The following is a 24,081-nucleotide window of genomic DNA, read 5'->3' as shown; positions in this document are numbered from 1 at the left end:
TTTAAAGAATTTTATAATTTTCGATTACAAGATTTGCTAAAAGTTTTTTACACATTTCTTCAACCTGAGCTTTAGCTATGTTTTCATCTTGTTCATTAACATTAATTTCAAAATATTTTCCTTGCCTTACTTCATCTATATTATCAAAACCCATACCTGTAAGAGTTTGGTTTATAACTTTACCTTGAGGGTCTAGCACATCTTGTTTAAGAGTAATAATTACTGAGATTTTCATTTTCTTTTTTTCTTAACACTTGAAAGTTTTGTTACGTTAACTGCTGATACATTAGATTGCTCGTGTAAGATACCTAATCTTCTAGCAACCTCTGTATAAGCTGGGATCAAATCACCTAAATCTTTTCTAAATCTATCTTTATCCATTTTCTTGTCAGTAATACTATCCCATAATCTACATGTATCTGGGCTTATCTCATCAGCAAGTATGACTTCATTTTTACCGTTTAATTTTATTCTCCCAAACTCTAATTTGAAATCTATCAGTTTAATTCCAACACCTCTAAACATACCAACCATAAAGTCATTGATACGAAGAACCATTTTTTTAATTTTTTCTATTTCTTTTTTAGTTGCCCATTCAAAAACTAAAATATGCTCTTCAGAAATTAATGGATCACCTAGTTTGTCATCCTTTAAACAGTATTCAATTAAAGGTTCTTTAAGAACTGTTCCATCTTCAATACCTAATCTTTTGGTTATTGAACCAGTTGCAACATTTCTTAACACAAATTCAATTGGAATAATTTCAACATGTTTGATGATTTGTTCACGCATATTTAATCTTTTTACTAAATGATTTTTAATTCCAATTTGTTTAAGATTTGTAAGTATATGTTCAGATATTCTATTGTTTAAAACACCTTTACCTTCAATAAGAGATTTTTTTTGATTATTAAAAGCTGTTGCATCATCTTTGAAGTATTGAATTACTAAATTTTTGTCAGATGTAGCATAAATTATTTTTGCTTTTCCTTCGTAAAGTTTTTTACCTTTTTTCATTATTTAAATACTCTTCTAAATATCAAATTCACATTTTTGAAATGTTTCGCATAACTAAATATAGTTTTTAATTTCTTTTCAGAAATTTTAGACATTATGAATTTATCTTGTCTAATTACATCAACTAAATTTAGATTTTCACTAAAACATTTTTTTGCATAATTTTGTACAATTCTGTAAGATTTTTCTCTACTTAAGCCTGATTTAGTTAATTCCAACATTACTTCTTGAGAAAAAATTAACCCCTTAGTTAAATTTAAGTTTTCAAGCATTTTTTTAGGATAAACAATCATATTATCTAAAAGATTGGAAAGTCTCACTAATGCAAAATCTAAAGTAATGTTTGCATCAGGACCTATATTTCTTTCAACGCTTGAATGCGAAATATCTCTTTCATGCCAAAGCGCTATATTTTCAAGGGCAGGGATCACAGCGCTTCTCACCATTCTTGCAAGTCCAGTTAAGTTTTCACTTAATATTGGATTTTTTTTATGTGGCATTGCAGATGAGCCTTTTTGTTTTTTTGAGAAAAATTCCTGTAACTCATAAACTTCAGTCCTTTGTAGGTGCCTTATTTCAATTGCTACTCTCTCAATTGATCCAGCAATAATTCCTAAAACTGAAAAATAGTAAGCGTGTCTATCTCTTGGTATTACTTGAGTAGAAATGGGTTCCACTTTCATCTTTAACTTTTTAGCAACATGTTTTTCAACACTCGGATTTATGTTAGCAAATGTTCCAACAGCTCCTGAAATTGCACATGTTGAAACTTCCTCAATTGCACTTTTTAATCTTATTTTATTTCTTTTGAATTCTTCATAGAAAGATGCAAGCTTTAAACCAAACGTAACTGGTTCAGCGTGAATTCCATGACTTCTCCCCATACAAGGAGTGAACTTATGTTTCTTAGCTTGTCTTTTTAAAACAATCAGAATTTTATCAAGATCTTGGAGTAAAATCTTTCCAGATTGAACAAGTTGAATATTAAAACTTGTATCTAATACATCAGATGATGTCATACCTTGATGGAGGTATCTTGCTTTAATTCCAGCTTTTTCAGAAACTGAGGTTAAAAAGGCAATTACATCATGTTTAACATCTGCCTCTATTTGATGAATTCTTTTTACATTGATTTTTGCTTTCTTCTTAACAACTGATGCAACACCCCTTGGAATATGACCCAATTTTTCCATTGCCTCAGCTGCAGCAACTTCTACGTCTAACCAAATTTTATACTTATTCTCTTCTGACCAAATATCAGTGAGTTCTTTTCTAGAATATCTTTTTATCATTATTTATATGGAGGCTTCGTATAACCTTTAGCAGATTCTGTAAAAATTTCATATCCATTTTCAGAAATACCCACAGTATGCTCAAATTGTGCTGATAAAGATTTATCTTTTGTTACTGCTGTCCATCCATCATTCAACATTTTTGTTTGAAATTTACCTGCATTAATCATTGGTTCAATTGTAAAAGTCATCCCCGGTCTAATCTCCATTCCAGAATTTTTACTTCCATAATGTAAAACATTTGGAGGTTCATGGAAAATAGTGCTTATTCCATGACCACAAAAATCTCTTACAACAGAATAACCTTTTTCTTCTACATAAGATTGAATTGTATAACCAATATCTCCTAACTTTAAACCTGGTTTTAATATTTTTATGGCATTCATCATTGAATTATAAGTTGCATCAATGAGATTGTTTACTTTAACCGAAGTTTCACCAACACAAAACATTCTACTAGTGTCGCCATAATGATGATCAACAATAGCAGTTACATCTATATTTATTGCATCACCATCTCTCAAAACTCTATCCCCAGGGATACCATGACAAACGACATGATTTAAAGAAGTACATAATGATTTTTTAAAGCCTCTATAAAATTGTGGAGCAGAATATCCACCATTGTCTCTTATAAATTCATATCCAAGTTTATCTATTTGATCAGTCGAAACTCCTTCTTTTACGTTGTCTGTTAACATATCAAGAGTCTGAGCCGCAAGTTTTCCTGCAACCCTCATTTTCTCAAATTTTTCTGTATAACTACTCATCAATAATTTTTAGTTTTTTTTCTACAAAAATCTCTTTCGAGCTTATTTTACATCTGTATGCTAAAAAATTAACACCAGCCTTCTTTGCTTTTAAATAATTATTGTAATACTCACTATCAATATCTTTAGCTATTTTAAAGTTTTCCATATTTTGGATTTGTACTAAAAATAACAAATAAGCTTTATAACCTTTTTTTGTGGCATCAATAAGAGTTAATAGATGTTTTGAGCCTCTAGAAGTTACAGCATCAGGAAATTCAGAAGTTTTTTTATCTCTAAATAAAGTGACATTTTTAACCTCTAAAAACATTTTTGATTTTTTCTTCTCTAAATAAAAATCAAATCTTGTTTCTTCATTAAAAAATACTTCACTTTTGATTTGATCAAGATTCTGAAATTCTTTAATAAGATTATTTTCTAAAGCATGCCTAGCAATTTTGTTTGCCATATGTGTATTAACACCAACAAGATTTTTATTTGCTTTAATTATTTCTAAACCATATTTTAATTTTCTTTTTGGATCATCATGCTTAAGTACATGAACTTCATTACCTTCATCAAGTAAACCTTTCATTGATCCAGTGTTAGGACAATGAGCTGTTACTTTGACACCATTAATATTAACGTCTGTAAAAAAACGTTTATATCTTTTGATTAATTTGCCTTTGATTAAAGGCTTGGTAAATTTCATATATAGACTATACATTCTTAAAATGACCAAAGAAACTAAAGTTAATGCCGCTATATTAATAATTGGTAATGAAATTCTTTCAGGAAGAACTCAAGATACAAATACAAGTACGCTTGCTACTTGGTTAAATTCTATTGGTGTCAAAGTTGGAGAGGTGAGAGTCATTCCTGATGTTGAGGAAACAATAATTTCAACTCTTAATCATTTAAGAAATATCTATAATTATGTTTTTACTACTGGTGGTATTGGACCTACTCATGACGATATTACAGCTGAGTCAGTTTCAAAAGCTTTTGGATTAAAATATGAAGTCCATCAAGAGGCTTACAAAATTCTAGAAGCATATTATAAGCCAGGTGAATTCAACAAAGGTAGACAAAAAATGGTATGGATGCCTGCAAATGCAAATTTGATTCTTAATCCAACAAGTGGAGCACCTGGTTTTAATGTTGAGAATGTTTATTGTCTTCCAGGAGTTCCTTCAATTTTAAAATCAATGTTAGGTGGATTGAAAAATGACATTGTTGGTGGTGACCCTATAATTAGCAAAACTATTAGTTTGCGAACAGTTGAAAGCGAAATAGCAGACTCTCTAACTAAAGTTCAAAATGAAAATAAAGATGTGGAAATAGGGAGCTATCCATTCTTTCAAGCCGGAAAACTTGGAGTCTCGATTGTTCTAAGATCTGAAAATCAGAGCAAAATTGATGAATGTAATTCAAAGATACTTCAATTCGTAAATGAAAAAAATATTGAAATCGTAGAAAGATAAAATCCCATGTTATATTTTGCCTATGGTAGTAATCTTCATCATTTTCAAATGAAAAGAAGATGTAAAGACAGTGTATTTTTAAAAAAAATAAATTTAAAAGATTTTCGTTTAACTTTTAGAAGCAAATATAGAGCGGCCGACATAGAGCCTAAGAAAAACTCAATAGTACCAGGTGGTTTGTTTGAAATATCTAAAAGCGATGAAAAGAAACTAGATGTATATGAAGATTTTCCAATACTTTATAAAAAACATTATTTTTATCATTATGGAAAAAAAGTGATGACTTATACAATGGTGAAAAAAACTTTATTTAGATATCCAACTGAAAGATATTTAAATATTGTTAAACGCGGATATAAAGATTGCAATCTTGATAAAAAATATCTAAAAAAAGCTTTAATGCCCTCGTGGTGAAATTGGTAGACACAAAGGACTTAAAATCCTTGCCGCTTGCGGAGTGCCAGTTCGAGTCTGGCCGAGGGCACCACTTAAAATGAGCAAACAGTTAATAATTTCTGACAAAAATAAGAAATCATTAATCTTAAAAAAAACTGTCTTAAATTTAATTAATAGAAATAAATTTTATAAAAAAAATTTTGTAATTGTTATAGGTGGTGACGGTTTTATGTTGCAAACCTTAAAAAAAAACAAAAATTCAAATAAACATTTTTACGGTGTAAATTCAGGAAATTATGGATTCTTGATGAATAAATTTTCATCAAAAAATTTCATAAGAAACATTTCAAATCCTAAATTGATTACAATTTCACCATTAGAAATGACAGTCAAAAACAAAACAAATCAAACTAAAAAACATTTAGCAATTAACGAAGTTTCTATTTTAAGACAGAGTAGACAGGCAGCATATATTTCAATCAAAAATGGATCAAAAGATATTATTAAAAAATTAGTTTCAGATGGAGTGCTGGTATCAACACCCGCAGGAAGTACAGCTTATAATCTTTCAGTTCATGGACCAATACTAAGTTTAAATTCAAAAAAACTTTCTATATCTCCTATAAGCCCCTTTATACCCAGAAGATGGAAGGGAAAAGTTGTAAGTGATAAAACAAAAATAACTATTAAAAATTTAAATCCAATTAAAAGACCAATCAGTTCTGTTGCTGATAACATTGAAGTGAGAAATGCAAAAATGATATCAATTAAAACAAACTCAAAGATAAAGTTTAATTTACTTTATAATCATAATAGAAGTTTAGAAAAAAAAATTAAAATTGAACAAATCAAAAGAGAAATCTTTTAGCAGTTTCTCAAAATATTAGTTAAAATTAAGATAAAGCAAGAAAACAATTTTTAAATGAAACCCATAGACTACATAGGACTATATCTAATTGTTATTGCAGCTTCATGCATATCGGTTAATTGGTTGTTTCGTATGTATTTCTAAATATGAAAAATTTTTGGATTAAATTTTCAGTATGGTTAGTTCAAGGTGGTGTAACCAGTATGACTTTAAAATTAATAGGAATGTTTTTATTATTATCTTTGATATTTTGATGGTGCCCCCGCACGGATTCGAACCGCGGACCTATTGATTACAAATCAATTGCTAAAGTTTAAGTAATCATTTGTTTGCAACAATAATTTTTAAATATTTTAAACTTGGCAACAATCTGACAACAATGATAAGGTTTTGTATGAAAAAAATATTAGTATTTTTTTTTCTGATCTTATTAACAGGATGTTATACTCCTGCAGAACATTACTCAGTTCATGTGGGAAATAAAAATAGTGCATTAGTTACAACACCAGATAATGGTTTTGGTATTGGTACTGGTCAAAAATCAGTTGAGTATGCAATCTATGCTGCATTTAGAACTTGTGAGCATTTTAATCCTGGTAAATACTGTGCATTAAAACAAATTAATAAAAGACATGTTGGCTATGATGAGGCCAACAAATGGAAAGACAAGTACACTAATAATTATAAATTTTTAACTTTTGCTGAGAGAGATGGAGGCTGGTATGTTGCTAGTGATACTGGTGAAAGATATAAAAAACCAACGCAAACTGTAAAAAAGAAAAAAAAACCAAAATCAAATAATTCTCAATCTACAGCAGATAAAAATACTTTAGTTCCAGCTTCATCAGGTACAGGTTTCTTTGTAAGTAATAATGGTCATATTATAACTAACGATCATGTGATTGTTGGATGTAGAAATGTTACAATTTCTCAACAAGGAAAATATATTGAAGTAGATGTAATAGCTTATGATGAAAGAAATGATCTAGCTATTTTAAAATCAGATATCAGACCTAAGAAATTTTATAGAATTTCAAAACAGGATCCAAAATTAATGGATGATGTTGTTATAGCCGGTTATCCTTTAGGTAATAAAGTTAGTACTGGTATCAAAACTACAAAAGGAAGTGTGACATCACTTTCTGGCATGGGAAATAATTTTTCAGAATTTCAAACTGATGCAGCCCTCAACAAAGGTAATAGCGGGGGACCAATTATTGATAAAGGTGGAAATGTAATTGGTGTTGCAGTTGCAAAAATTGAAAAAGAGGGAATTGAAGGTTTTAATTTTGGAATAAAATCATCAGTGCTAAAGTCATTTACAAATTCAAATAATTTAAAATTAGTTACAGCGTCAAGATCAAGAATATCCCAAAATCAATTAACTAGTTTAGTAACAGAGGGAACTGTATATATTGATTGTTGGTTAACTATTTCAGATATAGAAAAAATTATAAAACAATCTTCTGAGAAAGCTTTTTATTCAGAATATCAAAATTAAAAGTCCACTTGATTTGACAATAAACTGACAACAATCTGACAACACTTATTGTCGTAAGAGTAGCTTTTGCAAAAATAATTTTAATCAAAAAGTAAGTGAAGTGGTGCCCCCGCACGGATTCGAACCGCGGACCTATTGATTACAAATCAATTGCTCTACCAACTGAGCTACAAGGGCATAGGCGCAATATTAACTATTTTCTAAATTAATCAAGATTTTTTTTTATATAACTTAAGTGATGAAATACGATTGCTGCACTATTTGATATATTTAAGCTTTCTATCTGTTCATTCATCTCAATCTTTACATGAAAATCAGCATATTTAGATGTATGTTTGTGCATACCTTCACCCTCAGATCCAAAAACTAAAATGTTATTCCCTTCCCATTTTATGTCTGAAAAATTTTTCTTGGCTTCACTATCAAATCCATAAATCCAAAAATTTTTATCTTTTAAATTTTTTAAAGTTGAATTTATATTTGATACTTCAAAAATATTTAGATATTCAATACATCCACTTGCAGCTTTAAACATTAATTTGCTTTCACTTGGAAAATGTCTTTCTTTTACTATAAGTCCATCTATATTAAATGCAGCTGCACTTCTTATAATTGATCCAATATTTCTTGGATCAGTAACACCATCTAAACAAGCTAATGTTAAATTTTGTTTATTTTTAATGTATTCTTTTAAAACAGGTTGATCTAATTTTTCAATTTCAGCAACATAGCCTTGATGCTGAATATTTTCTTTTGTTGAATATTTGTCTAGTTCTTTTTTAGTCTTAAAATAAACTTTAACATCTTCTAATAGGTTTTTTCTTGGACTTTTTCTATGTATGTTTTTCTTGCTTTCCTCAGTAAGAAACAGTTTTAGCACCTTTCTTTTTGGATTTTTTAAAGCCTCAATTACAGGATGTTGCCCAACAATAAAAAAGGTTGATTTATTCATATTTTATAAGGTTTTTTAACGTCTTATGATTATATTAAATATCAAATCTCGTGTTGCAATTATACAAATAAAATATATAAAACGGCTGTTATTTGAAGCTTATTGAACAAGGGGACACTTCCCCAAATTAAAGGAGGGGTTCCAGAGCGGTCAAATGGGGCGGGCTGTAAACCCGTTGACTTCGGTCTTCGAAAGTTCGAATCTTTCCCCCTCCACCATTCAATTTTTTTTGAATAACATGGAGTGTTACTCTTGGGGTTGTGCGGGTGTAGTTCAATGGTAGAACGCTAGCCTTCCAAGCTGGATGTAAGGGTTCGATTCCCTTTACCCGCTCCAAGAAATGAAAATTATAAAAAAAATAAACTGAGGTAATAAAGTAATGTCAAAGGAAAAGTTTGTAAGAAATAAACCCCACTGTAATATTGGTACTATTGGACATGTCGACCATGGTAAAACAACTTTAACAGCTGCAATCACAAAAGTTTTAGCAGAACAGGGTGGAGCAAAATCAGTTGCTTATGATGAAATCGATAAAGCACCTGAAGAAAAGGAAAGAGGAATTACAATTTCAACTGCTCACGTTGAATATGAAACAGAAAAAAGACACTATGCACACGTAGACTGCCCAGGTCACGCGGACTATGTAAAAAACATGATTACTGGTGCTGCACAAATGGATGGAGCAATCTTAGTAGTTAACGCTGCAGATGGTCCAATGCCTCAAACTAGAGAACACATTCTATTAGCAAGACAAGTTGGTGTACCTGCAATTTGTGTTTACTTAAACAAAGTTGATCAAGTTGACGATAAAGAAATGATCGAACTTGTTGAGGAAGAAATTAAAGAATTATTAACATCATACAAATTTCCAGGAGACAAAACTCCAATTGCTAAAGGTTCAGCACTTGCAGCAGTTGAAGGAAGAGATGATGAAATTGGAAAAAATTCAATTTTAGAGTTAATGAAAAATGTTGATGAATTTATTCCACAACCTGACAGACCAAAAGATAAAGAGTTTTTGATGCCGGTTGAAGATGTATTTTCAATTTCTGGAAGAGGAACAGTTGTAACTGGAAGAGTTGAATCTGGTGTAATTAAAACTGGTGAAGAAATTGAAATAGTTGGAATAAGAGAAACTAAAAAATCAGTTTGTACTGGAGTAGAAATGTTTAGAAAACTTTTAGACTCAGGTGAAGCTGGAGATAACATTGGAGTATTATTAAGAGGTGTTGAAAGAACAGACGTTGAAAGAGGTCAAGTTCTTTGTAAACCAGGATCAATTACTCCACATACTAAATTTGAAGCTCAGGCTTATGTGCTTAAAAAAGAGGAGGGTGGAAGACACACTCCTTTCTTCACTAAGTACAGACCACAGTTCTATTTCAGAACTACTGACGTGACTGGTGAAGTAGAATTACCAGCTGGTACAGAAATGGTTATGCCTGGTGACGATGCTAAGTTCACAGTTAAGTTGATTACACCGATTGCAATGGCTGAAAAATTAAATTTTGCAATTAGAGAAGGTGGAAGAACTGTTGGAGCTGGTGTAGTAACAAAAATTATAGAGTAAGCTCTATAAATAGGAGTGTAGCTCAATTGGTAGAGCGCCGGTCTCCAAAACCGGAGGCTGAGGGTTCGAGTCCCTCCGCTCCTGCCAATTAGAGCTAAATAAAAAATGAAGAACCCAATTAAATTTTTACAGGAAGTAAAACAAGAAGCTTTTAAGGTTACTTGGCCTACTGGCAAAGAAACAGTTCAAGGTGCACTTATGGTGTTTGCTATGGCTGTTGTGATGTCTTTATTTTTTTTATTAATTGATCAAGTTCTTAAATTTTTCTTAGAATTGCTATTGAAAGTGAGTATTTAATGAAAAATTGGTATATTGTTCAATCACACTCTAGTTTTGAAAATAAAGTTGCAGGTTTAATAAGAGAGGAAGCTGAAAAAGCTAAAATCTCAGATAAATTTGATGAAATTGTTGTTCCTACTCATGATGTAACAGAAGTCAAAAGGGGAAAGAGAATACAAAGAAAGAAGAAGTATTTTCCTGGTTATGTATTAATAAAGAGTGAAATGGATAATAGCATTTATCACATGATAAAGAATATAAAGAGAGTGAGTGGTTTTTTAGGCTCTAAAGGCATGCCTGTACCAGTTTCTGATAAAGAAATTGAGAAAATTTTAGGCCAAATAAAAGATGGTGTAGCTCAGCCAAAATCTGGTATAGAGTACAGCGTTGGTGAAAAAGTTCAGGTAGTGGACGGACCATTTGCTTCATTTAGTGGAATGGTTGAAGAAATAGATGAAGAAAAGTCTAGACTTAAGGTCTCAGTTTCTATATTTGGTCGTCCTACACCGGTTGATTTAGAATATAACCAAGTGGAAAAGGTAAGTTAATGGCAAAAGAAATTAGTGGATTTATAAAATTACAAATTAAAGGTGGTCAAGCTAACCCAGCTCCGCCTGTTGGTCCTGCGTTAGGTCAACGTGGTGTTAACATTATGGAATTTTGTAAAGCATTCAATGACAAAACAAAATCTATGGCAGGTAAACCTATTCCTGTTGAGATTACAGTTTACAAAGATAAAAAATTTGATTTTAAAATTAAATCACCTCCAGCTTCTTTTTTTATTAGAGAGGCAGCTAAGCTTAAAAGTGGATCTAAAGAGCCTGGTAGAAATGTAGTTGCAACTCTTACAAAAAAACAAGTTGAAGAAATTGCAAACCAAAAAATGAAAGATTTAAATGCTTTAGATTTAGAACAAGCTGTTAAAATTATTGCAGGTTCTGCAAGATCAATGGGAATTGAGGTAAAAGAGTAATGCCATCAAAAAGATATAAAAAATTACCTGACAATACTTCAGAGTTAAACGCAGACTTAATTGAGAAGTTATTACCTGAGGTTAAAAAAAATTGTACTACAAAGTTTGATGAGTCGGTTGATTTAAGTTTTCAAATCAACAATAAGCAAAAAAAAAGTGAAGTAAATATTAGAACTGTAGTAAACTTACCAGGTGGAACAGGTAAAGATGTTAAAGTTGCAGTGGTTTGTGAAGATGCTAAATCTAATGATGCAAAAGAAGCTGGTGCAGATATTGTAGGTGGTGATGATTTTATAGATAAGATTAAAGCTGGTGAAATCAATTTTGAAAAATTAATTTGCACTCCAGCAATGATGATAAAATTATCAAAATTAGGAAAAGTTTTAGGACCAAAAGGCTTAATGCCAAATCCTAAATTAGGTTCAGTGACTGAAGATTTAAAAACTGCTATTAAAGATGCAAAGTCTGGTCAAGCTGAAATAAGAAATGATAAAGACGGTAACATTGGTGTTAGTATTGGAAAAAAATCATTTGAAGATGATAAATTAATCAAAAACTATAATGCAATTTTAGAAGCTCTAGAAAAAGAAAAATCAAACAACACTCTTAAAGGTGATTTAATAAAATCAGCTTTTATAACATCTTCAATGGGTGTTTCTTATAAATTAAAATTGAATAAGGTAATATAAGACTATGATGACCAAAGAACAAAAGAAAGTTTATATCGATGAAATGTCGAAACAGTTTGAAAACAGTAAAGCTGTAATGGTTACTCATTATCAAGGATTAACAATGCCTCAAATAGATGAACTTAGAGCCAAGATGAGAGAGCATGGAATAATTTTTAAAATCACAAAAAATAGAATTACAAAATTAGCACTTGAAAAAACAAGATGTAAAGATTTAGCTGATTTATTCACTGGTCCTACAGCGGTGGCTTTTGGTGAGGATGCTATTATTTCAGCGAGAATTTTATCAAAATTTGCCAAAAATAATGAGAATCTGAAGTTGATCGGTGGAATCATGGAAAATGAGGTTTTGGACCAGGCAGGTGTTCAAAATGTAGCCACTTTACCTACTTTAGATGAAGCAAGAGCGAATATTGTCGGTATTTTAAATGCTCCGGCATCAAAATTAGTAAGTATTTTACTTGCAAGATCAGAAAAAATGGGTAATTTGTCGGCAGAAAATTCTGAAAAATAACCAAAGAGTGAATTATGCCAGACCTAAACAAAATTATTGAAGATTTATCAAACTTGACAGTTGCTGAAGCTGCTGAGTTATCAAAACAACTTGAGGAAAAATGGGGTGTAACACCTATGGCAGCAGCTGCACCAGCAGCAGCCGGTGGAGCAGCTCCAGCTGAAGATAAAGATGATTTTACTATCATGTTAGTTTCAGCAGGTGATAAAAAAATTAATGTAATTAAAGAAGTAAGAGCAGCAACTTCTTTAGGATTAAAAGAAGCTAAAGACTTAGTTGAAGGCGCACCAAAAGAAGTTAAATCTGGTGTTCCAAAAAAAGAAGCTGAAGAAATTAAAGCTAAGTTAGAAGCAGCAGGCGCTAAAGTAGAACTTAAGTAAATTAACAAGGAATTATTTAGGTGCTGTTTATTTATAACCAGCATCGTAGGATATAAATGCAATTATCTTTTACTGAAAAGAAAAACATTAGAAAAAGTTTCGGAAAATTAAAAGAGGGATTATCAATTCCTAACCTTATTGAAGTTCAAAAAAATTCTTACAAAGAATTAACTGATTTCAAAGAAGATGCAGGTGATTTAACAAAAGGTTTTGATAGAGTTTTTAAAAGCATTTTTCCAATTGAAGATTTAAACGACAAAGCAACTTTAGAATATGTTTCTTATAGATTAGAGAAACCAAAATTTGATGTTGAAGAATGTATAGCAAGAGGCCTTACATATTCATCAGCTTTAAAATGTACTCTTAGACTAGTTGTTTATGAAATAGATCAAGAAAATAATACTAAAGATATTTTATCTGCAAAAGAACAAGAAGTTTATATGGGCGATGTTCCAATGATGACTAATAGTGGAACATTTATTACAAATGGAGTTCAAAGAGTTGTAGTTAACCAAATGCACAGAAGTCCAGGTGTATTCTTTGATCATGATAAAGGAAAAACTCATGCAAGTGGTAAATTGTTATTTAACTGCAGAGTTATTCCTAATAGAGGTTCGTGGTTAGACTTTGAATTTGATGTGAAAGATTTCTTATACTTTAAAATAGATAGAAAAAAGAAAATTCTAGCCTCCACATTATTATTAGCTCTTGGTTATACAAAATCAGAGATTGCTAATGAATTTTATGAAAGTGAAAATTATGTTTATGATGCAAAAACATCTAAATGGAAAACAAAGTTTAATCCAGAAAATTATAAAGCTAAAAATTTTTCAGAAGAAGTAATTGATGCAAAAACTGGCAAGGTAGTCATTAAACCTGGTGATAAAATTAATTTTTTAAATGCAAAAAAATTAGCAAACGAAGGTTTAAAAGACATATTTGTATCTAAAGAGTCTTTGTTTGGAAAATTTTTACACACTGATATTAAGGTAAGTGAAGAAGAAGAGGGCACTTTTAAAATTGGTACTGAATTAAATGATACGATTATAGAAAAAATTTTAGAAGCTAATATTCATACAATTAAAATATCCACAACAAATGCGATTAATAAAGGTCCATACTTATTAACAACAATCTTAAACGATAAAAATAATACTAAAGATGAAGCTATTACTGAAATCTATAAAATGTTAAGACCAGGTGAGCCACCTACAATTGAAATAGCTACTCAAATTTTTAACAATCTATTCTTTAGTTCAGATAGGTATGATTTATCTGATGTTGGAAGAGTAAAAATGAATTCAAGATTAAACTTAGATTGCTCTGATAAAATAACTATTTTAAGAAATGATGATATCATTTCGATAATTCATAAAATGCTAGATTTAAGAGATGGTAAAGATGACGTTGATGATATTGATCATCTAGGAAATAGGAGAGTTAGATCGGTCGGTGAATTAGTTGAAAATCAAGCAAGAATTGGTGTTTATAGAATGGAGAGAGCAATTAAAGAAAAAATGACTACTCTCGATGTCGAGTCTGCAATGCCACAAGACTTAATAAACGCTAAACCACTAACTGTTTCTTTAAAAGATTTCTTTGCAAGTTCTCAATTATCCCAGTTCATGGATCAAACTAATCCATTATCAGAGATTACACACAAAAGAAGAGTTTCTGCTTTAGGACCGGGTGGTCTTACAAGAGAAAGAGCTGGTTTTGAAGTTAGGGACGTTCACCCAACTCATTACGGAAGAATATGTCCAATCGAAACTCCAGAAGGACCAAACATTGGATTAATTAACAGTTTATCTACTTATGCTAAAATTAATAAGTATGGTTTTATAGAAAGCCCTTACAAAAGAGTTAAAGACGGCGTGGTGCAAGATAAAGTGGAATACTTATCTGCAATGGAAGAAACTAAATATACAATTGCTCAAGCAAACACAAAGTTAGACAAAAATGGAAAAATTATTGAGGAACTTGTGTCTTGCAGACAAAACTTAAACTTTCTATTGGCTAAACCAGATACTATTGATTACATCGATGTCTCACCTAAACAGTTAGTTTCAGTTGCAGCTTCGTTAATCCCATTTTTGGAAAATGATGATGCCAACAGAGCTCTTATGGGTTCAAACATGATGAGACAAGCAGTACCTTTATTAAAACCTGAGTCACCTTTAGTTGGTACAGGTATTGAAAGTGATGTTGCATTAGATTCTGGGGTAACTATTGTTGCTAGAAGAGATGGAATTGTAGATAAGATTGATGGTAAAAGAATTGTAATTAAAGCAACAGAAGAAACTGACTTTAGTAAATCTGGAGTAGATATTTATAATCTTCAAAAATTTAAAAGATCAAATCAAAATACATGTATTAATCAAAGACCTTTAGTTAGAGTTGGGGATAAAGTTAAATCAGGAGATATTATTGCTGATGGACCTTCAACTAGATTAGGTGAATTGGCTCTTGGTAAAAACGTAACTGTAGCTTTCATGCCGTGGCAAGGTTACAACTTTGAAGACTCTATTTTAATTTCTGAAAGATGTGTAACAGATGATGTTTTTACTTCAGTTCACATTGTTGAATATGAAATTATGGCAAGAGATACAAAACTTGGTGAAGAAGAAATTACAAGAGATATTCCTAACGTTAATGAAGATGCACTTAAAAATTTAGATGAATCTGGAATAGTCTACATCGGTGCAGAAGTAAATGCAGGCGATATATTAGTTGGAAAAGTAACTCCAAAAGGCGACTCAGCTTCTGGCCCAGAAGAAAAACTTTTAAGATCTATATTTGGTGAAAAAGCGATTGATGTAACTGATACTTCTTTAAGAATGTCTAGAGGAAGCAGTGGAACTGTTGTTGATGTTAGAGTATTTAATAGACATGGTATTGAAAAAGATGAAAGATCAATAACAATTGAAAGAGCAGAGATCGAGCAAGTACAACAAGATAAAATTGTTGAGGAAGAAATTTTAGAAAGAAGTATTAAACAAAGAGCTGCTCAAATTTTATCAGGCTCTAAATTAAATAAAAAAGTTAAAGATATTAATGAAGGTACTGAGCTTAATGCAGATTTAATTAATGGTTTAAATATTAACGATATATTTAAAATTAGTGTTGGAAATGTTCACGATGAAGCAACTTTAGCTCAGTTAAAAGATCAATACACAAGTGCCAAACAAGATATTACTGAGAGATTTGAGGACAAAGTATTAAAAATTAGAAGTGGTGACGATTTATTACCAAGTGTGATGAAAATGGTTAAAGTTTTTGTTGCTATTAAAAGAAGATTGAGACCAGGTGATAAAATGTCTGGAAGACATGGTAACAAAGGTGTTGTTAGTAAGATTGTTCCTGTTGAGGATATGCCTTACAGAGAAGATGGAAGACCAGTTGATATAGTGCTAAATCCACTTGGAGTTCCTAGTAGGATGAATGTAGGTCAAATACTAGAAACTCACTTAGGCTGGGCTTGTAAAGAATTTGGTGAAGAAATAAAAAAACTGATTAATGAAAATCAGAAAAAAATAGAGAAAACTGAAAAAATTTCAAAATTCTTAAAATCCGTTTATGGTGATGAAGCTTATGATGAAAAAGTTGAAAAGCTTAATAAAACTGAATTTAAAGATTTATGTGAAAATCTTCAAAATGGAATTGCAATTTCAACACCAGTGTTTGATGGCGCTAAAGAAAAGAATGTTACTGAAATGTTAGAACTAGCAAACTTACCTGGTTCAGGACAAACTTATTTATGGGATGGTAGAACTGGTGAAATGTTTGATAGACCTGTAACTGTTGGAATAATTTACATGCTTAAACTACACCATTTAGTAGAAGATAAGATACACGCAAGATCAACAGGACCTTATAGTTTGGTTACCCAACAGCCTTTGGGTGGTAAAGCTCAACTTGGTGGCCAAAGATTTGGTGAAATGGAAGTATGGGCTCTAGAAGCATATGGAGCTTCTTATACACTTCAAGAAATATTAACTGTAAAATCTGACGATGTAGCAGGAAGAGTTAAAGTTTATGAAACAATTGTTAAAGGAGAAGAAAATTTTGAATCTGGTATTCCAGAATCTTTCAACGTTTTAGTAAAAGAAATTAAATCTTTAGCGCTTAATGTGGAGTTAAATTAATGAAAAAAGAATTAACAGATTTATTTAAAAATTCAGAAGTTTCTGAAGCTCAAAATTTTAATAGCATTAAGATTACTCTTGCTAGCCCGGAGAAGATTAAATCTTGGACTTATGGTGAAATTAAAAAACCTGAAACAATAAATTATAGAACTTTTAGACCAGAGAAAGATGGTTTATTTTGTGCAAGAATTTTTGGCCCTATAAAAGATTATGAGTGTTTGTGTGGAAAATACAAACGAATGAAATTCAGAGGAATTATATGTGAAAAGTGTGGTGTTGAAGTAACCAAATCAAATGTGAGAAGAGAAAGAATGGGACACATTAATTTAGCAACACCAGTTGCTCATATTTGGTTTTTAAAATCTCTACCAAGCAGAATAGCTCTAGCTGTTGACATGAAGTTGAAAGAGATTGAAAGAGTATTATATTTTGAAAATTTTATCGTAATAGAACCTGGTTTAACTGGTTTACAAAAAAATCAACTTTTGAATGAAGAAGAACTTGCCAAGTATCAAGATGAGTTTGGTGAAGAAGCGTTTACAGCTGGTATTGGAGCTGAAGCTGTTCTTGAAATGTTGAAAGGTTTAGACTTGGAGCTAGAGAGAAAAAATCTTGTAAATTATATTAAAGAAACAAAATCAAAGGTTAATGAAGAAAGAGCTATAAAAAGATTAAAACTTATTGAGTCTTTTATCGAAACAGGTCAAAAACCAGAGTGGATGATTATGACCGTGGTTCCAGTTATTCCACCAGAACTAAGACCACTTGTTCCATTAGACGGAGGAAGATTTGCAACATCTGATTTAAATGATCTTTATAGAAGAGTAATCAACAGAAATAATCGTTTAAAAAGATTAATGGACCTTAAAGCTCCAGATATAATTGTAAGAAATGAAAAGAGAATGCTCCAGGAATCTGTGGATGCATTATTTGATAACGGTAGAAGAGGAAGAGTAATTACAGGAACTGGAAAAAGACCACTTAAATCTTTAGCTGAAATGCTTAAAGGTAAACAAGGTAGATTTAGACAAAATTTACTAGGTAAGAGAGTTGATTACTCTGGTAGATCGGTAATCGTTGTTGGTCCAGATTTAAAATTACATGAGTGTGGTTTGCCGAAAAAGATGGCATTAGAACTTTTTAAACCTTTTTTATATGCAAGATTAAATAAATTAGGTTTAGCTTCTACTATTAAACAAGCAAAAAAATTAGTTGAAAAAGAGACTAATGCTGTTTGGGATGCTCTCGAATTAATCGTGAGAGAACATCCGGTATTATTAAATAGAGCACCTACACTTCATAGACTTGGAGTTCAAGCGTTTGAACCAAAACTTATTGAAGGAGATGCAATCGAATTACATCCTTTAACATGCGCAGCATTCAACGCTGACTTTGATGGTGACCAAATGGCAGTGCATGTTCCTTTAAGTTTAGAAGCACAGCTTGAAGCTAGAATTTTAATGTTATCAACAAATAATATTTTATCTCCTTCTAATGGAAAACCTATAATTGTTCCGAGTCAGGATATGATTTTAGGAATATATTATCTATCTCAAGAACCAATTTCAGATAAACCAATTGGATACTTTACAGACTCAGACCAGATTGAGTTTGCACTATCATCAGGACAGATAAAAGTTCATAGTACTATTATATCAAGATTTGAAACTGTTGATGATAAAGGAAATAAAAAATATGAGAAATATACATCTACTGCTGGAAGATTTTTATTAGCTAATTTACTTCCTAAAAATCATAATATTAAATTTTCATTAGTGGATAGATTACTTCCTAAAAAAACAGTTTCAGAGATAATTGATATAGTATTCAGATTCTGTGGTCAAAAAACAACTGTTATATTTTGTGACAAATTAAAAGATTTAGGTTTTAAACACGCATTTAAAGCAGGTATATCATTTGGAAAAGATGATCTAGTAATCCCAGAAAGTAAAACAAAACTTATAGATGATACTAAAAAGTTAATAGCTGAGTATGAAAATCAGTATTCAGAAGGATTAATTACCAGAGGTGAAAAATATAATAAAGTTGTAGATGCTTGGTCAAAATGTACTGATAGCGTTGCTGCTGAAATGATGAAAGGAATTTCTGCAACTGAAAAAACAGATGAAGGATTAAAAATCAATTCAGTATTTATGATGGCAGATAGTGGTGCAAGAGGTTCTGCTGCGCAGATGAAGCAATTAGCTGGTATGAGAGGTCTAATTGCAAAACCGTCTGGAGAAATTATTGAAAGTCCGATTACTTCAAACTTTAAAGAAGGTTTAACGGCACTTGAATATTTCAATTCAACCCACGGAGCAAGAAAAGGACTTGCAGATACAGCTTTGAAAACAGCAAGCTCTGGTTATCTTACAAGAAGACTTTGTGACGTAGCACAAGATTTAACAGTAACTAAAGTTCAGTGTGATGACCCTGGATTTATAGAAATTTCAGAAATTTTAGAAGGTGGTAATGTTGTAGTTAGTTTATCAGAAAGATCTCTAGGAAGAGTTACAGCTCAGGATGTGAAACATCCTTTAACTGGTGATGTATTAATAAAAAAATCTTCAATGATTGATGAAGCATCTTGTGATCAAATAGATGCAGCGGGTATTAAAGCTATTAAGGTTTATTCTGTAATGACTTGTAGTTCCAAAGAAGGTGTATGCGCCACATGTTATGGAAGAGATTTATCTAGAGGGAAAATTGTTCATGTAGGTGAGGCTATAGGTATGATTTCTGCTCAATCAATTGGTGAACCAGGAACTCAGTTAACAATGAGAACTTTCCACGTTGGTGGAACAGCTTCTGTAAAACAAGATTCTCAAATTATATCTAAAAATGATGGTACTTTAAAAATAATTAACTCTAATATACTTGAAGATTCAAAAAAGAATTTAATAGTTATGGGTAGAAACACTCAGTTATCCATTGAAGATGATAATGGTGTACAGATAGCAGTTTATAAAGTTGCTTATGGTTCAAAACTATTTTTTAAAAATGGCGATAAAATCAAAGCAAACACAAAAATTTGTGAGTGGGATCCATATACTACACCAGTGATTGCTGAAAAAAGTGGTAATGCAACTTTTGTAGATTTAATTGACGGAGTTTCAATTCAAGAAACTACTGACGATGCAACTGGTATTTCTTCTAAATCTGTAATTGATTGGAGATCACAATCTAAAAGCACTGATTTAAAACCAAGAATTACATTAAGAGATGAGAAAGGTAATATAATTAAAAAAGCAGATGATAATGAAGCTAGATATTATTTAGTACCAGATTCTATTTTATCAGTAAAAGATGGACAAAAAGTTTCTGCAGGTGACGTAATTGCAAGATTACCGAAAGAAACAACAAAAACAAAAGATATTACTGGAGGATTACCAAGAGTAGCTGAATTGTTTGAAGCAAGAAAAGCTAAAGATAGTGCAATCATTGCAGAGAATGATGGCCAAGTTGTTTTTGGTAAAGAGGTTAGAGGAAAACAAAGAGTATCAATTGTTCCTGAAGATGGCTCAGAACCATCAAACTACTTAATACCAAAAGGCAAACATATTAATTTCAACCAAGGTGAAAAAATTCAAAAAGGTGAGCATTTACTGGATGGAGTGCCATTACCTCATGACATCTTAAGAATTAAAGGAATTAAAGATTTAACTGAATATTTTGTTAATCAAGTACAAGAAGTTTATAGATTACAAGGTGTTGTAATTAATGATAAGCATATTGAAACAATCTTAAGACAAATGTTGAAAAAAGTTGAAGTTAAATTCTCAGGAGACTCTTCTTACTTACCAGGTGAAGTAGTTGATAGAATTAAGTTTGAAAATACCAACGAAAAACTTAAAACAGATGGAAAAACGCCTGCTGAAGGTGAAAGAGTTCTAATGGGTATTACAAAAGCTTCATTACAAACTGAATCGTTTATTTCAGCAGCTTCATTCCAAGAAACAACAAGAGTTTTAACTGATGCAGCAATCAAAGGTAAAGTTGACCCTCTTAATGGTTTAAAAGAAAATGTTATTGTGGGTAGACTAGTTCCAGCTGGTACAGGAAATATCAAAAATAGATGGAATAATAAGGCTTTAGACGATGATAATAAGTTTTTATCTGAACAAGACAAATTAGAGCCTGCTGAAACTGAAGCTTCAGAAAACCAAGCAAATCAATAGAAATTACTAATTTTTTTTTTAGTTTTAGTTTGACAAAGCGCGATTAATAAGTATTTTGGCGATGTTTTTGGTTGGAATGTAGTGCTAACTTAGGTACTAAACGCTGCCACAAATAACCTGTCAGTTATTTCATTCAAAAATATAATTAATTATTAAAATTTTATGCCAACGATTAATCAGTTGTTAAGAAAAAAAAGAGTTAAACAAGTTAACAGGAATAAAGTTCCAGCTTTACAAAAGCAACCTCTTAAAAGAGGTGTTTGTGTTAAAGTTTACACAACAACACCAAAAAAACCTAACTCAGCTTTAAGAAAAGTCGCTAGAGTAAGATTATCTAATGGATTTGAAGTAACAGCTTATATTCCTGGTGAAGGACATAATTTACAAGAACACTCTGTAGTTTTAATTAGAGGCGGAAGAGTAAAAGATTTACCGGGTGTTAGATATCATATTTTAAGAGGAAACCTTGATACGCAAGGTGTTGCTAATAGAAAAAAAAGAAGATCTTTATACGGAACAAAAAAAGGTAAATAAAAAAGATGTCTAGAAAAAAAACTCAGCCAAAAAAAAATATAGTTCCAGATCCAAAGTTCAATTCAACAGTAATACCTAAATTAATAAACAATATAATGTATGATGGTAAAAGAGGAGTTGCTGAGAAAATCGTGTATGATGCGATCGATAAGATTAAAACAAAATCAAAAGAAGAACCAATCAATGTTTTTAACGAAGCAATCAATAACATTAAACCAACTGTTGAAGTAAGATCTAGAAGAGTTGGTGGTGCTACTTACCAAGTTCCTGTTGAGGTAAAAAGCAAAAGAGCACAAGCTTTAGCTATTAGATGGTTAGTGGATTCAGCAAGAAAAAGAAAAGACAAACATATGTCTGATAAAATTTTTAATGAATTATATGATGCATACGAAAACAGAGGTGCAGCAGTTAAAAAAAGAGAGGATGTTCATAAAATGGCAGAGTCAAATAAGGCTTTTGCGCATTTTAGGTGGTAATTAAATGGCTAGAACACATACATTAGATAAATATAGAAACATAGGTATCATGGCTCACATAGATGCTGGTAAAACTACTACTACTGAAAGAATTTTATACTATACAGGTAAAAGTCATAAAATTGGAGAAGTGCATGATGGTGCTGCAACTATGGATTGGATGGAGCAAGAACAAGAAAGAGGTATAACTATTACTTCAGCAGCAACAACTTGTTTTTGGCAAGATCATAGAATTAATATTATCGATACACCAGGCCACGTAGATTTTACAATTGAAGTTGAGAGATCATTAAAAGTTTTAGATGGTGCAGTTGCAGTTTTTGATGGTGTTGCAGGGGTTGAGCCACAATCAGAAACAGTTTGGAGACAAGCTGATAAATATAAAGTTCCGAGAATTTGTTTCGTAAACAAACTAGATAGAACTGGCGCTGATTTTTTTAGATGTGTTGACATGATTAAAGATAGATTGGGAGCTAAACCATTAGTTTTACAAGTTCCAATAGGAATAGAAGCTTCTTTATCAGGTGTTGTAGATTTAGTTAAGATGAAAGCCCAAGTTTGGAAAAACGAAGCTCTAGGTGCAGAATGGGAATACAAGGAAATCCCAGATGACTTAAAAGAAATTTCAAATAAATATAGAACTGAATTAGTTGAGATGGCTGTTGAGCAAGATGAAAAGTTGATGGAAAGCTATTTAAATGGTGACGAAATTAAAGAAGAAGATTTAGTAAAATGTATTAGAAAAGGAACTTTAAACTTCAGCTTTGTACCAGTTTTGACTGGATCAGCTTTTAAAAACAAAGGAGTTCAGCCATTATTAGATGCTGTAATAAATTATCTACCAAGTCCAGTCGATATTGGTTCAATTAAAGGAACAAAAGTAGGCTCAGATGAAGAAGTTGAAATGAAGTTTGATGACAACGCTCCTTTTTCTGCACTAGCATTTAAAGTTGCAAATGATCCTTTTGTAGGATCTCTAACATTTATAAGAATTTACTCAGGTACAATTAAATCAGGTACAGCTGTTTATAACTCATCTTCTGAAAAAGAGGAAAGAGTAGGAAGAATGCTTTTAATGCATGCTAATTCTAGAGAAGATATAAAAGAGGCAAATGCTGGTGATATTGTTTCACTTGCTGGTTTAAAAAATACAATGACAGGTCATACATTATGTAACAAAGATAACCAAGTTTTACTTGAACCTATGGAGTTCCCAGAGCCAGTTATTGAAATTGCTGTGGAACCTAAAACAAAAGGTGACCAAGAAAAAATGGGTGAAGCATTAGCAAGATTAGCAAAAGAAGATCCATCTTTCAGAGTATCGTCAGATGATGAGTCGGGACAAACAATCATCAAAGGTATGGGTGAGCTACACTTAGATATAATCGTTGATCGTATGAAAAGAGAATTCAAAGTTGAGGCTAATGTAGGTGCGCCTCAAGTTGCGTATAGGGAGACAATTGAGAGCTCAGCTGAGTTTGAATATATTCACAAAAAGCAAAGTGGTGGTGCAGGTCAGTTTGCTAAAGTTAAACTATTAGTAGAACCACAAGAACCTGGTAAGGGCAGATTAGTGGAAAGTGCGATTAAAGGTGGAGCTATTCCAAAAGAATTTATTCCTGGTGTAGAAAAAGGGATAGAGACAGTCTCAGACTCAGGCATATTAGCAGGATTTCCAATGATTGATTACAAAGTAACAATTGTTGATGGATTACACCACGATGTTGATTCAAGTGTTTTAGCTTTTGAATTAGCAAGCAGATCATGTTTCAAAGAAGCATGTACTCAAGGTGGTCTAAAATTATTAGAACCAATAATGAGAGTAGAAGTTGTGACACCTGAAGATTACATGGGTGACGTCATAGGAGATTTAAATAGCAGAAGAGGTCAGATTAGCACTCAAGAACAAAGAGGTAATGCAACTGTTATTACTGCGATGGTACCTTTAGCTAACATGTTTGGTTATATAAATAATTTGAGATCTATGTCACAAGGAAGAGCACAATACTCAATGTTCTTTGATCATTATTCAAAAGTACCTCAAAATGTACAAGATGAAGTAACAAAAAAGGTAGCTGGTTAGT

The 24,081-nt window shown here is 31.5% G+C and carries 22 protein-coding genes and 5 tRNA genes; 20 read left to right on the top strand and 7 right to left on the bottom strand.

The features are described from left to right. Position 1: 1 nt before the first annotated feature. From purS to sfsA, 5 genes are read right to left on the bottom strand one after another with little or no spacing between them, the layout of a single operon-like run. Positions 2-235 (bottom strand): phosphoribosylformylglycinamidine synthase subunit PurS, encoded by a 234-nt coding sequence (gene purS, locus ACTT9P_RS05335; RefSeq protein ID WP_440909653.1) that lies wholly within the window; start codon positions 233-235, stop codon positions 2-4. Continuing rightward, positions 232-1,017: a phosphoribosylaminoimidazolesuccinocarboxamide synthase gene (gene purC, locus ACTT9P_RS05330; protein WP_440909652.1), complete on the bottom strand. Its 786-nt coding sequence runs from the start codon at positions 1,015-1,017 to the stop codon at positions 232-234. The genes purS and purC overlap by 4 nt, the downstream gene beginning before the upstream one ends. Next, a complete protein-coding gene (gene purB, locus ACTT9P_RS05325; RefSeq protein ID WP_440909651.1) occupies positions 1,017-2,309 on the bottom strand; it encodes an adenylosuccinate lyase in 1,293 nt (430 codons plus the stop codon). The genes purC and purB overlap by 1 nt, the downstream gene beginning before the upstream one ends. Continuing rightward, entirely contained in the window at positions 2,309-3,079 is a 771-nt protein-coding gene (map, locus tag ACTT9P_RS05320) for a type I methionyl aminopeptidase (RefSeq protein ID WP_440909650.1), read from the bottom strand. Before map ends, purB begins: the two co-directional genes overlap by 1 nt. Then, positions 3,072-3,770 carry a DNA/RNA nuclease SfsA gene (gene sfsA, locus ACTT9P_RS05315; RefSeq protein ID WP_440909649.1) on the bottom strand — a complete coding sequence of 233 codons (699 nt, stop codon included), beginning with the start codon at positions 3,768-3,770 and terminating at the stop codon, positions 3,072-3,074. Before sfsA ends, map begins: the two co-directional genes overlap by 8 nt. A 22-nt stretch (positions 3,771-3,792) precedes the next feature. On the opposite strand from sfsA, the gene ACTT9P_RS05310 reads away from it, so the two are divergent. From ACTT9P_RS05310 to ACTT9P_RS05290, 5 genes are all read left to right on the top strand, one after another. Beyond that, positions 3,793-4,542 carry a competence/damage-inducible protein A gene (locus ACTT9P_RS05310; protein ID WP_440909648.1) on the top strand — a complete coding sequence of 250 codons (750 nt, stop codon included), beginning with the start codon at positions 3,793-3,795 and terminating at the stop codon, positions 4,540-4,542. A 6-nt stretch (positions 4,543-4,548) separates the two neighbouring features. Next, positions 4,549-4,956, top strand: coding sequence for a gamma-glutamylcyclotransferase family protein (locus tag ACTT9P_RS05305; RefSeq protein WP_440909647.1), 408 nt, complete (start codon positions 4,549-4,551; stop codon positions 4,954-4,956). Continuing rightward, positions 4,944-5,029: transfer RNA gene (locus ACTT9P_RS05300), tRNA-Leu, on the top strand. Before ACTT9P_RS05305 ends, ACTT9P_RS05300 begins: the two co-directional genes overlap by 13 nt. 6 nt (positions 5,030-5,035) lie before the next feature. Continuing rightward, the gene (locus ACTT9P_RS05295; RefSeq protein ID WP_440909646.1) at positions 5,036-5,806 is read left to right on the top strand and encodes an NAD kinase; all 771 of its coding nucleotides are present in this window, start codon (positions 5,036-5,038) and stop codon (positions 5,804-5,806) included. 394 nt (positions 5,807-6,200) lie between these two features. Beyond that, a complete protein-coding gene (locus ACTT9P_RS05290) occupies positions 6,201-7,307 on the top strand; it encodes a S1C family serine protease (protein WP_440909645.1) in 1,107 nt (368 codons plus the stop codon). 101 nt (positions 7,308-7,408) lie between these two features. Here ACTT9P_RS05290 and ACTT9P_RS05285 read toward each other — a convergent pair. Together ACTT9P_RS05285 and rlmB are read right to left on the bottom strand one after the other, a co-directional pair. After that, a tRNA-Thr gene (locus ACTT9P_RS05285) sits at positions 7,409-7,484 on the bottom strand. Positions 7,485-7,512: 28 nt separating this feature from the next. Continuing rightward, entirely contained in the window at positions 7,513-8,259 is a 747-nt protein-coding gene (gene rlmB, locus ACTT9P_RS05280; protein WP_440909644.1) for a 23S rRNA (guanosine(2251)-2'-O)-methyltransferase RlmB, read from the bottom strand. Positions 8,260-8,391: 132 nt separating this feature from the next. On the opposite strand from rlmB, the gene ACTT9P_RS05275 reads away from it, so the two are divergent. From ACTT9P_RS05275 to fusA, 15 genes are all read left to right on the top strand, one after another. After that, a tRNA-Tyr gene (locus ACTT9P_RS05275) sits at positions 8,392-8,477 on the top strand. Positions 8,478-8,521: 44 nt separating this feature from the next. Further along, a tRNA-Gly gene (locus ACTT9P_RS05270) sits at positions 8,522-8,595 on the top strand. Between the two features lie 43 nt (positions 8,596-8,638). Then, positions 8,639-9,829 carry an elongation factor Tu gene (gene tuf, locus ACTT9P_RS05265; RefSeq protein WP_440909643.1) on the top strand — a complete coding sequence of 397 codons (1,191 nt, stop codon included), beginning with the start codon at positions 8,639-8,641 and terminating at the stop codon, positions 9,827-9,829. 11 nt (positions 9,830-9,840) lie between these two features. Beyond that, positions 9,841-9,916 (top strand) — tRNA-Trp (locus ACTT9P_RS05260). An 18-nt stretch (positions 9,917-9,934) separates the two neighbouring features. Then, on the top strand, positions 9,935-10,126 hold the full coding sequence (secE, locus tag ACTT9P_RS05255) for a preprotein translocase subunit SecE (RefSeq protein ID WP_440909642.1): 192 nt from the start codon (positions 9,935-9,937) through the stop codon (positions 10,124-10,126). Further along, positions 10,126-10,656, top strand: coding sequence for a transcription termination/antitermination protein NusG (gene nusG, locus ACTT9P_RS05250; RefSeq protein WP_440909641.1), 531 nt, complete (start codon positions 10,126-10,128; stop codon positions 10,654-10,656). The genes secE and nusG overlap by 1 nt, the downstream gene beginning before the upstream one ends. Next, entirely contained in the window at positions 10,656-11,081 is a 426-nt protein-coding gene (gene rplK / locus ACTT9P_RS05245; RefSeq protein ID WP_440909640.1) for a 50S ribosomal protein L11, read from the top strand. The genes nusG and rplK overlap by 1 nt, the downstream gene beginning before the upstream one ends. Then, complete coding sequence (gene rplA / locus ACTT9P_RS05240; RefSeq protein ID WP_440909639.1) at positions 11,081-11,770, top strand: 50S ribosomal protein L1; 690 nt, start codon at positions 11,081-11,083, stop codon at positions 11,768-11,770. Before rplK ends, rplA begins: the two co-directional genes overlap by 1 nt. 7 nt (positions 11,771-11,777) lie before the next feature. Next, complete coding sequence (rplJ, locus tag ACTT9P_RS05235) at positions 11,778-12,284, top strand: 50S ribosomal protein L10 (RefSeq protein ID WP_440909638.1); 507 nt, start codon at positions 11,778-11,780, stop codon at positions 12,282-12,284. Between the two features lie 14 nt (positions 12,285-12,298). Further along, positions 12,299-12,664, top strand: coding sequence for a 50S ribosomal protein L7/L12 (gene rplL, locus ACTT9P_RS05230; RefSeq protein WP_014953366.1), 366 nt, complete (start codon positions 12,299-12,301; stop codon positions 12,662-12,664). Positions 12,665-12,720: 56 nt separating this feature from the next. Then, on the top strand, positions 12,721-16,809 hold the full coding sequence (gene rpoB, locus ACTT9P_RS05225; protein WP_440909637.1) for a DNA-directed RNA polymerase subunit beta: 4,089 nt from the start codon (positions 12,721-12,723) through the stop codon (positions 16,807-16,809). After that, on the top strand, positions 16,809-20,987 hold the full coding sequence (gene rpoC, locus ACTT9P_RS05220) for a DNA-directed RNA polymerase subunit beta' (RefSeq protein ID WP_440909636.1): 4,179 nt from the start codon (positions 16,809-16,811) through the stop codon (positions 20,985-20,987). The genes rpoB and rpoC overlap by 1 nt, the downstream gene beginning before the upstream one ends. 162 nt (positions 20,988-21,149) lie before the next feature. Next, entirely contained in the window at positions 21,150-21,521 is a 372-nt protein-coding gene (gene rpsL / locus ACTT9P_RS05215; RefSeq protein ID WP_440909635.1) for a 30S ribosomal protein S12, read from the top strand. Positions 21,522-21,526: 5 nt separating this feature from the next. Beyond that, positions 21,527-21,997, top strand: a complete 471-nt coding sequence (rpsG, locus tag ACTT9P_RS05210; RefSeq protein ID WP_440909634.1) for a 30S ribosomal protein S7 — start codon at positions 21,527-21,529, stop codon at positions 21,995-21,997. Positions 21,998-22,001: 4 nt separating this feature from the next. After that, entirely contained in the window at positions 22,002-24,080 is a 2,079-nt protein-coding gene (fusA, locus tag ACTT9P_RS05205) for an elongation factor G (protein WP_440909633.1), read from the top strand. Position 24,081: the final 1 nt, after the last annotated feature.

The sequence above is a fragment of the Candidatus Pelagibacter sp. genome (assembly GCF_052048095.1).
In the GTDB taxonomy this organism is placed as follows: Bacteria; Pseudomonadota; Alphaproteobacteria; order Pelagibacterales; family Pelagibacteraceae; genus Pelagibacter.
This window is presented reverse-complemented; position numbering and strand designations above follow the sequence as displayed.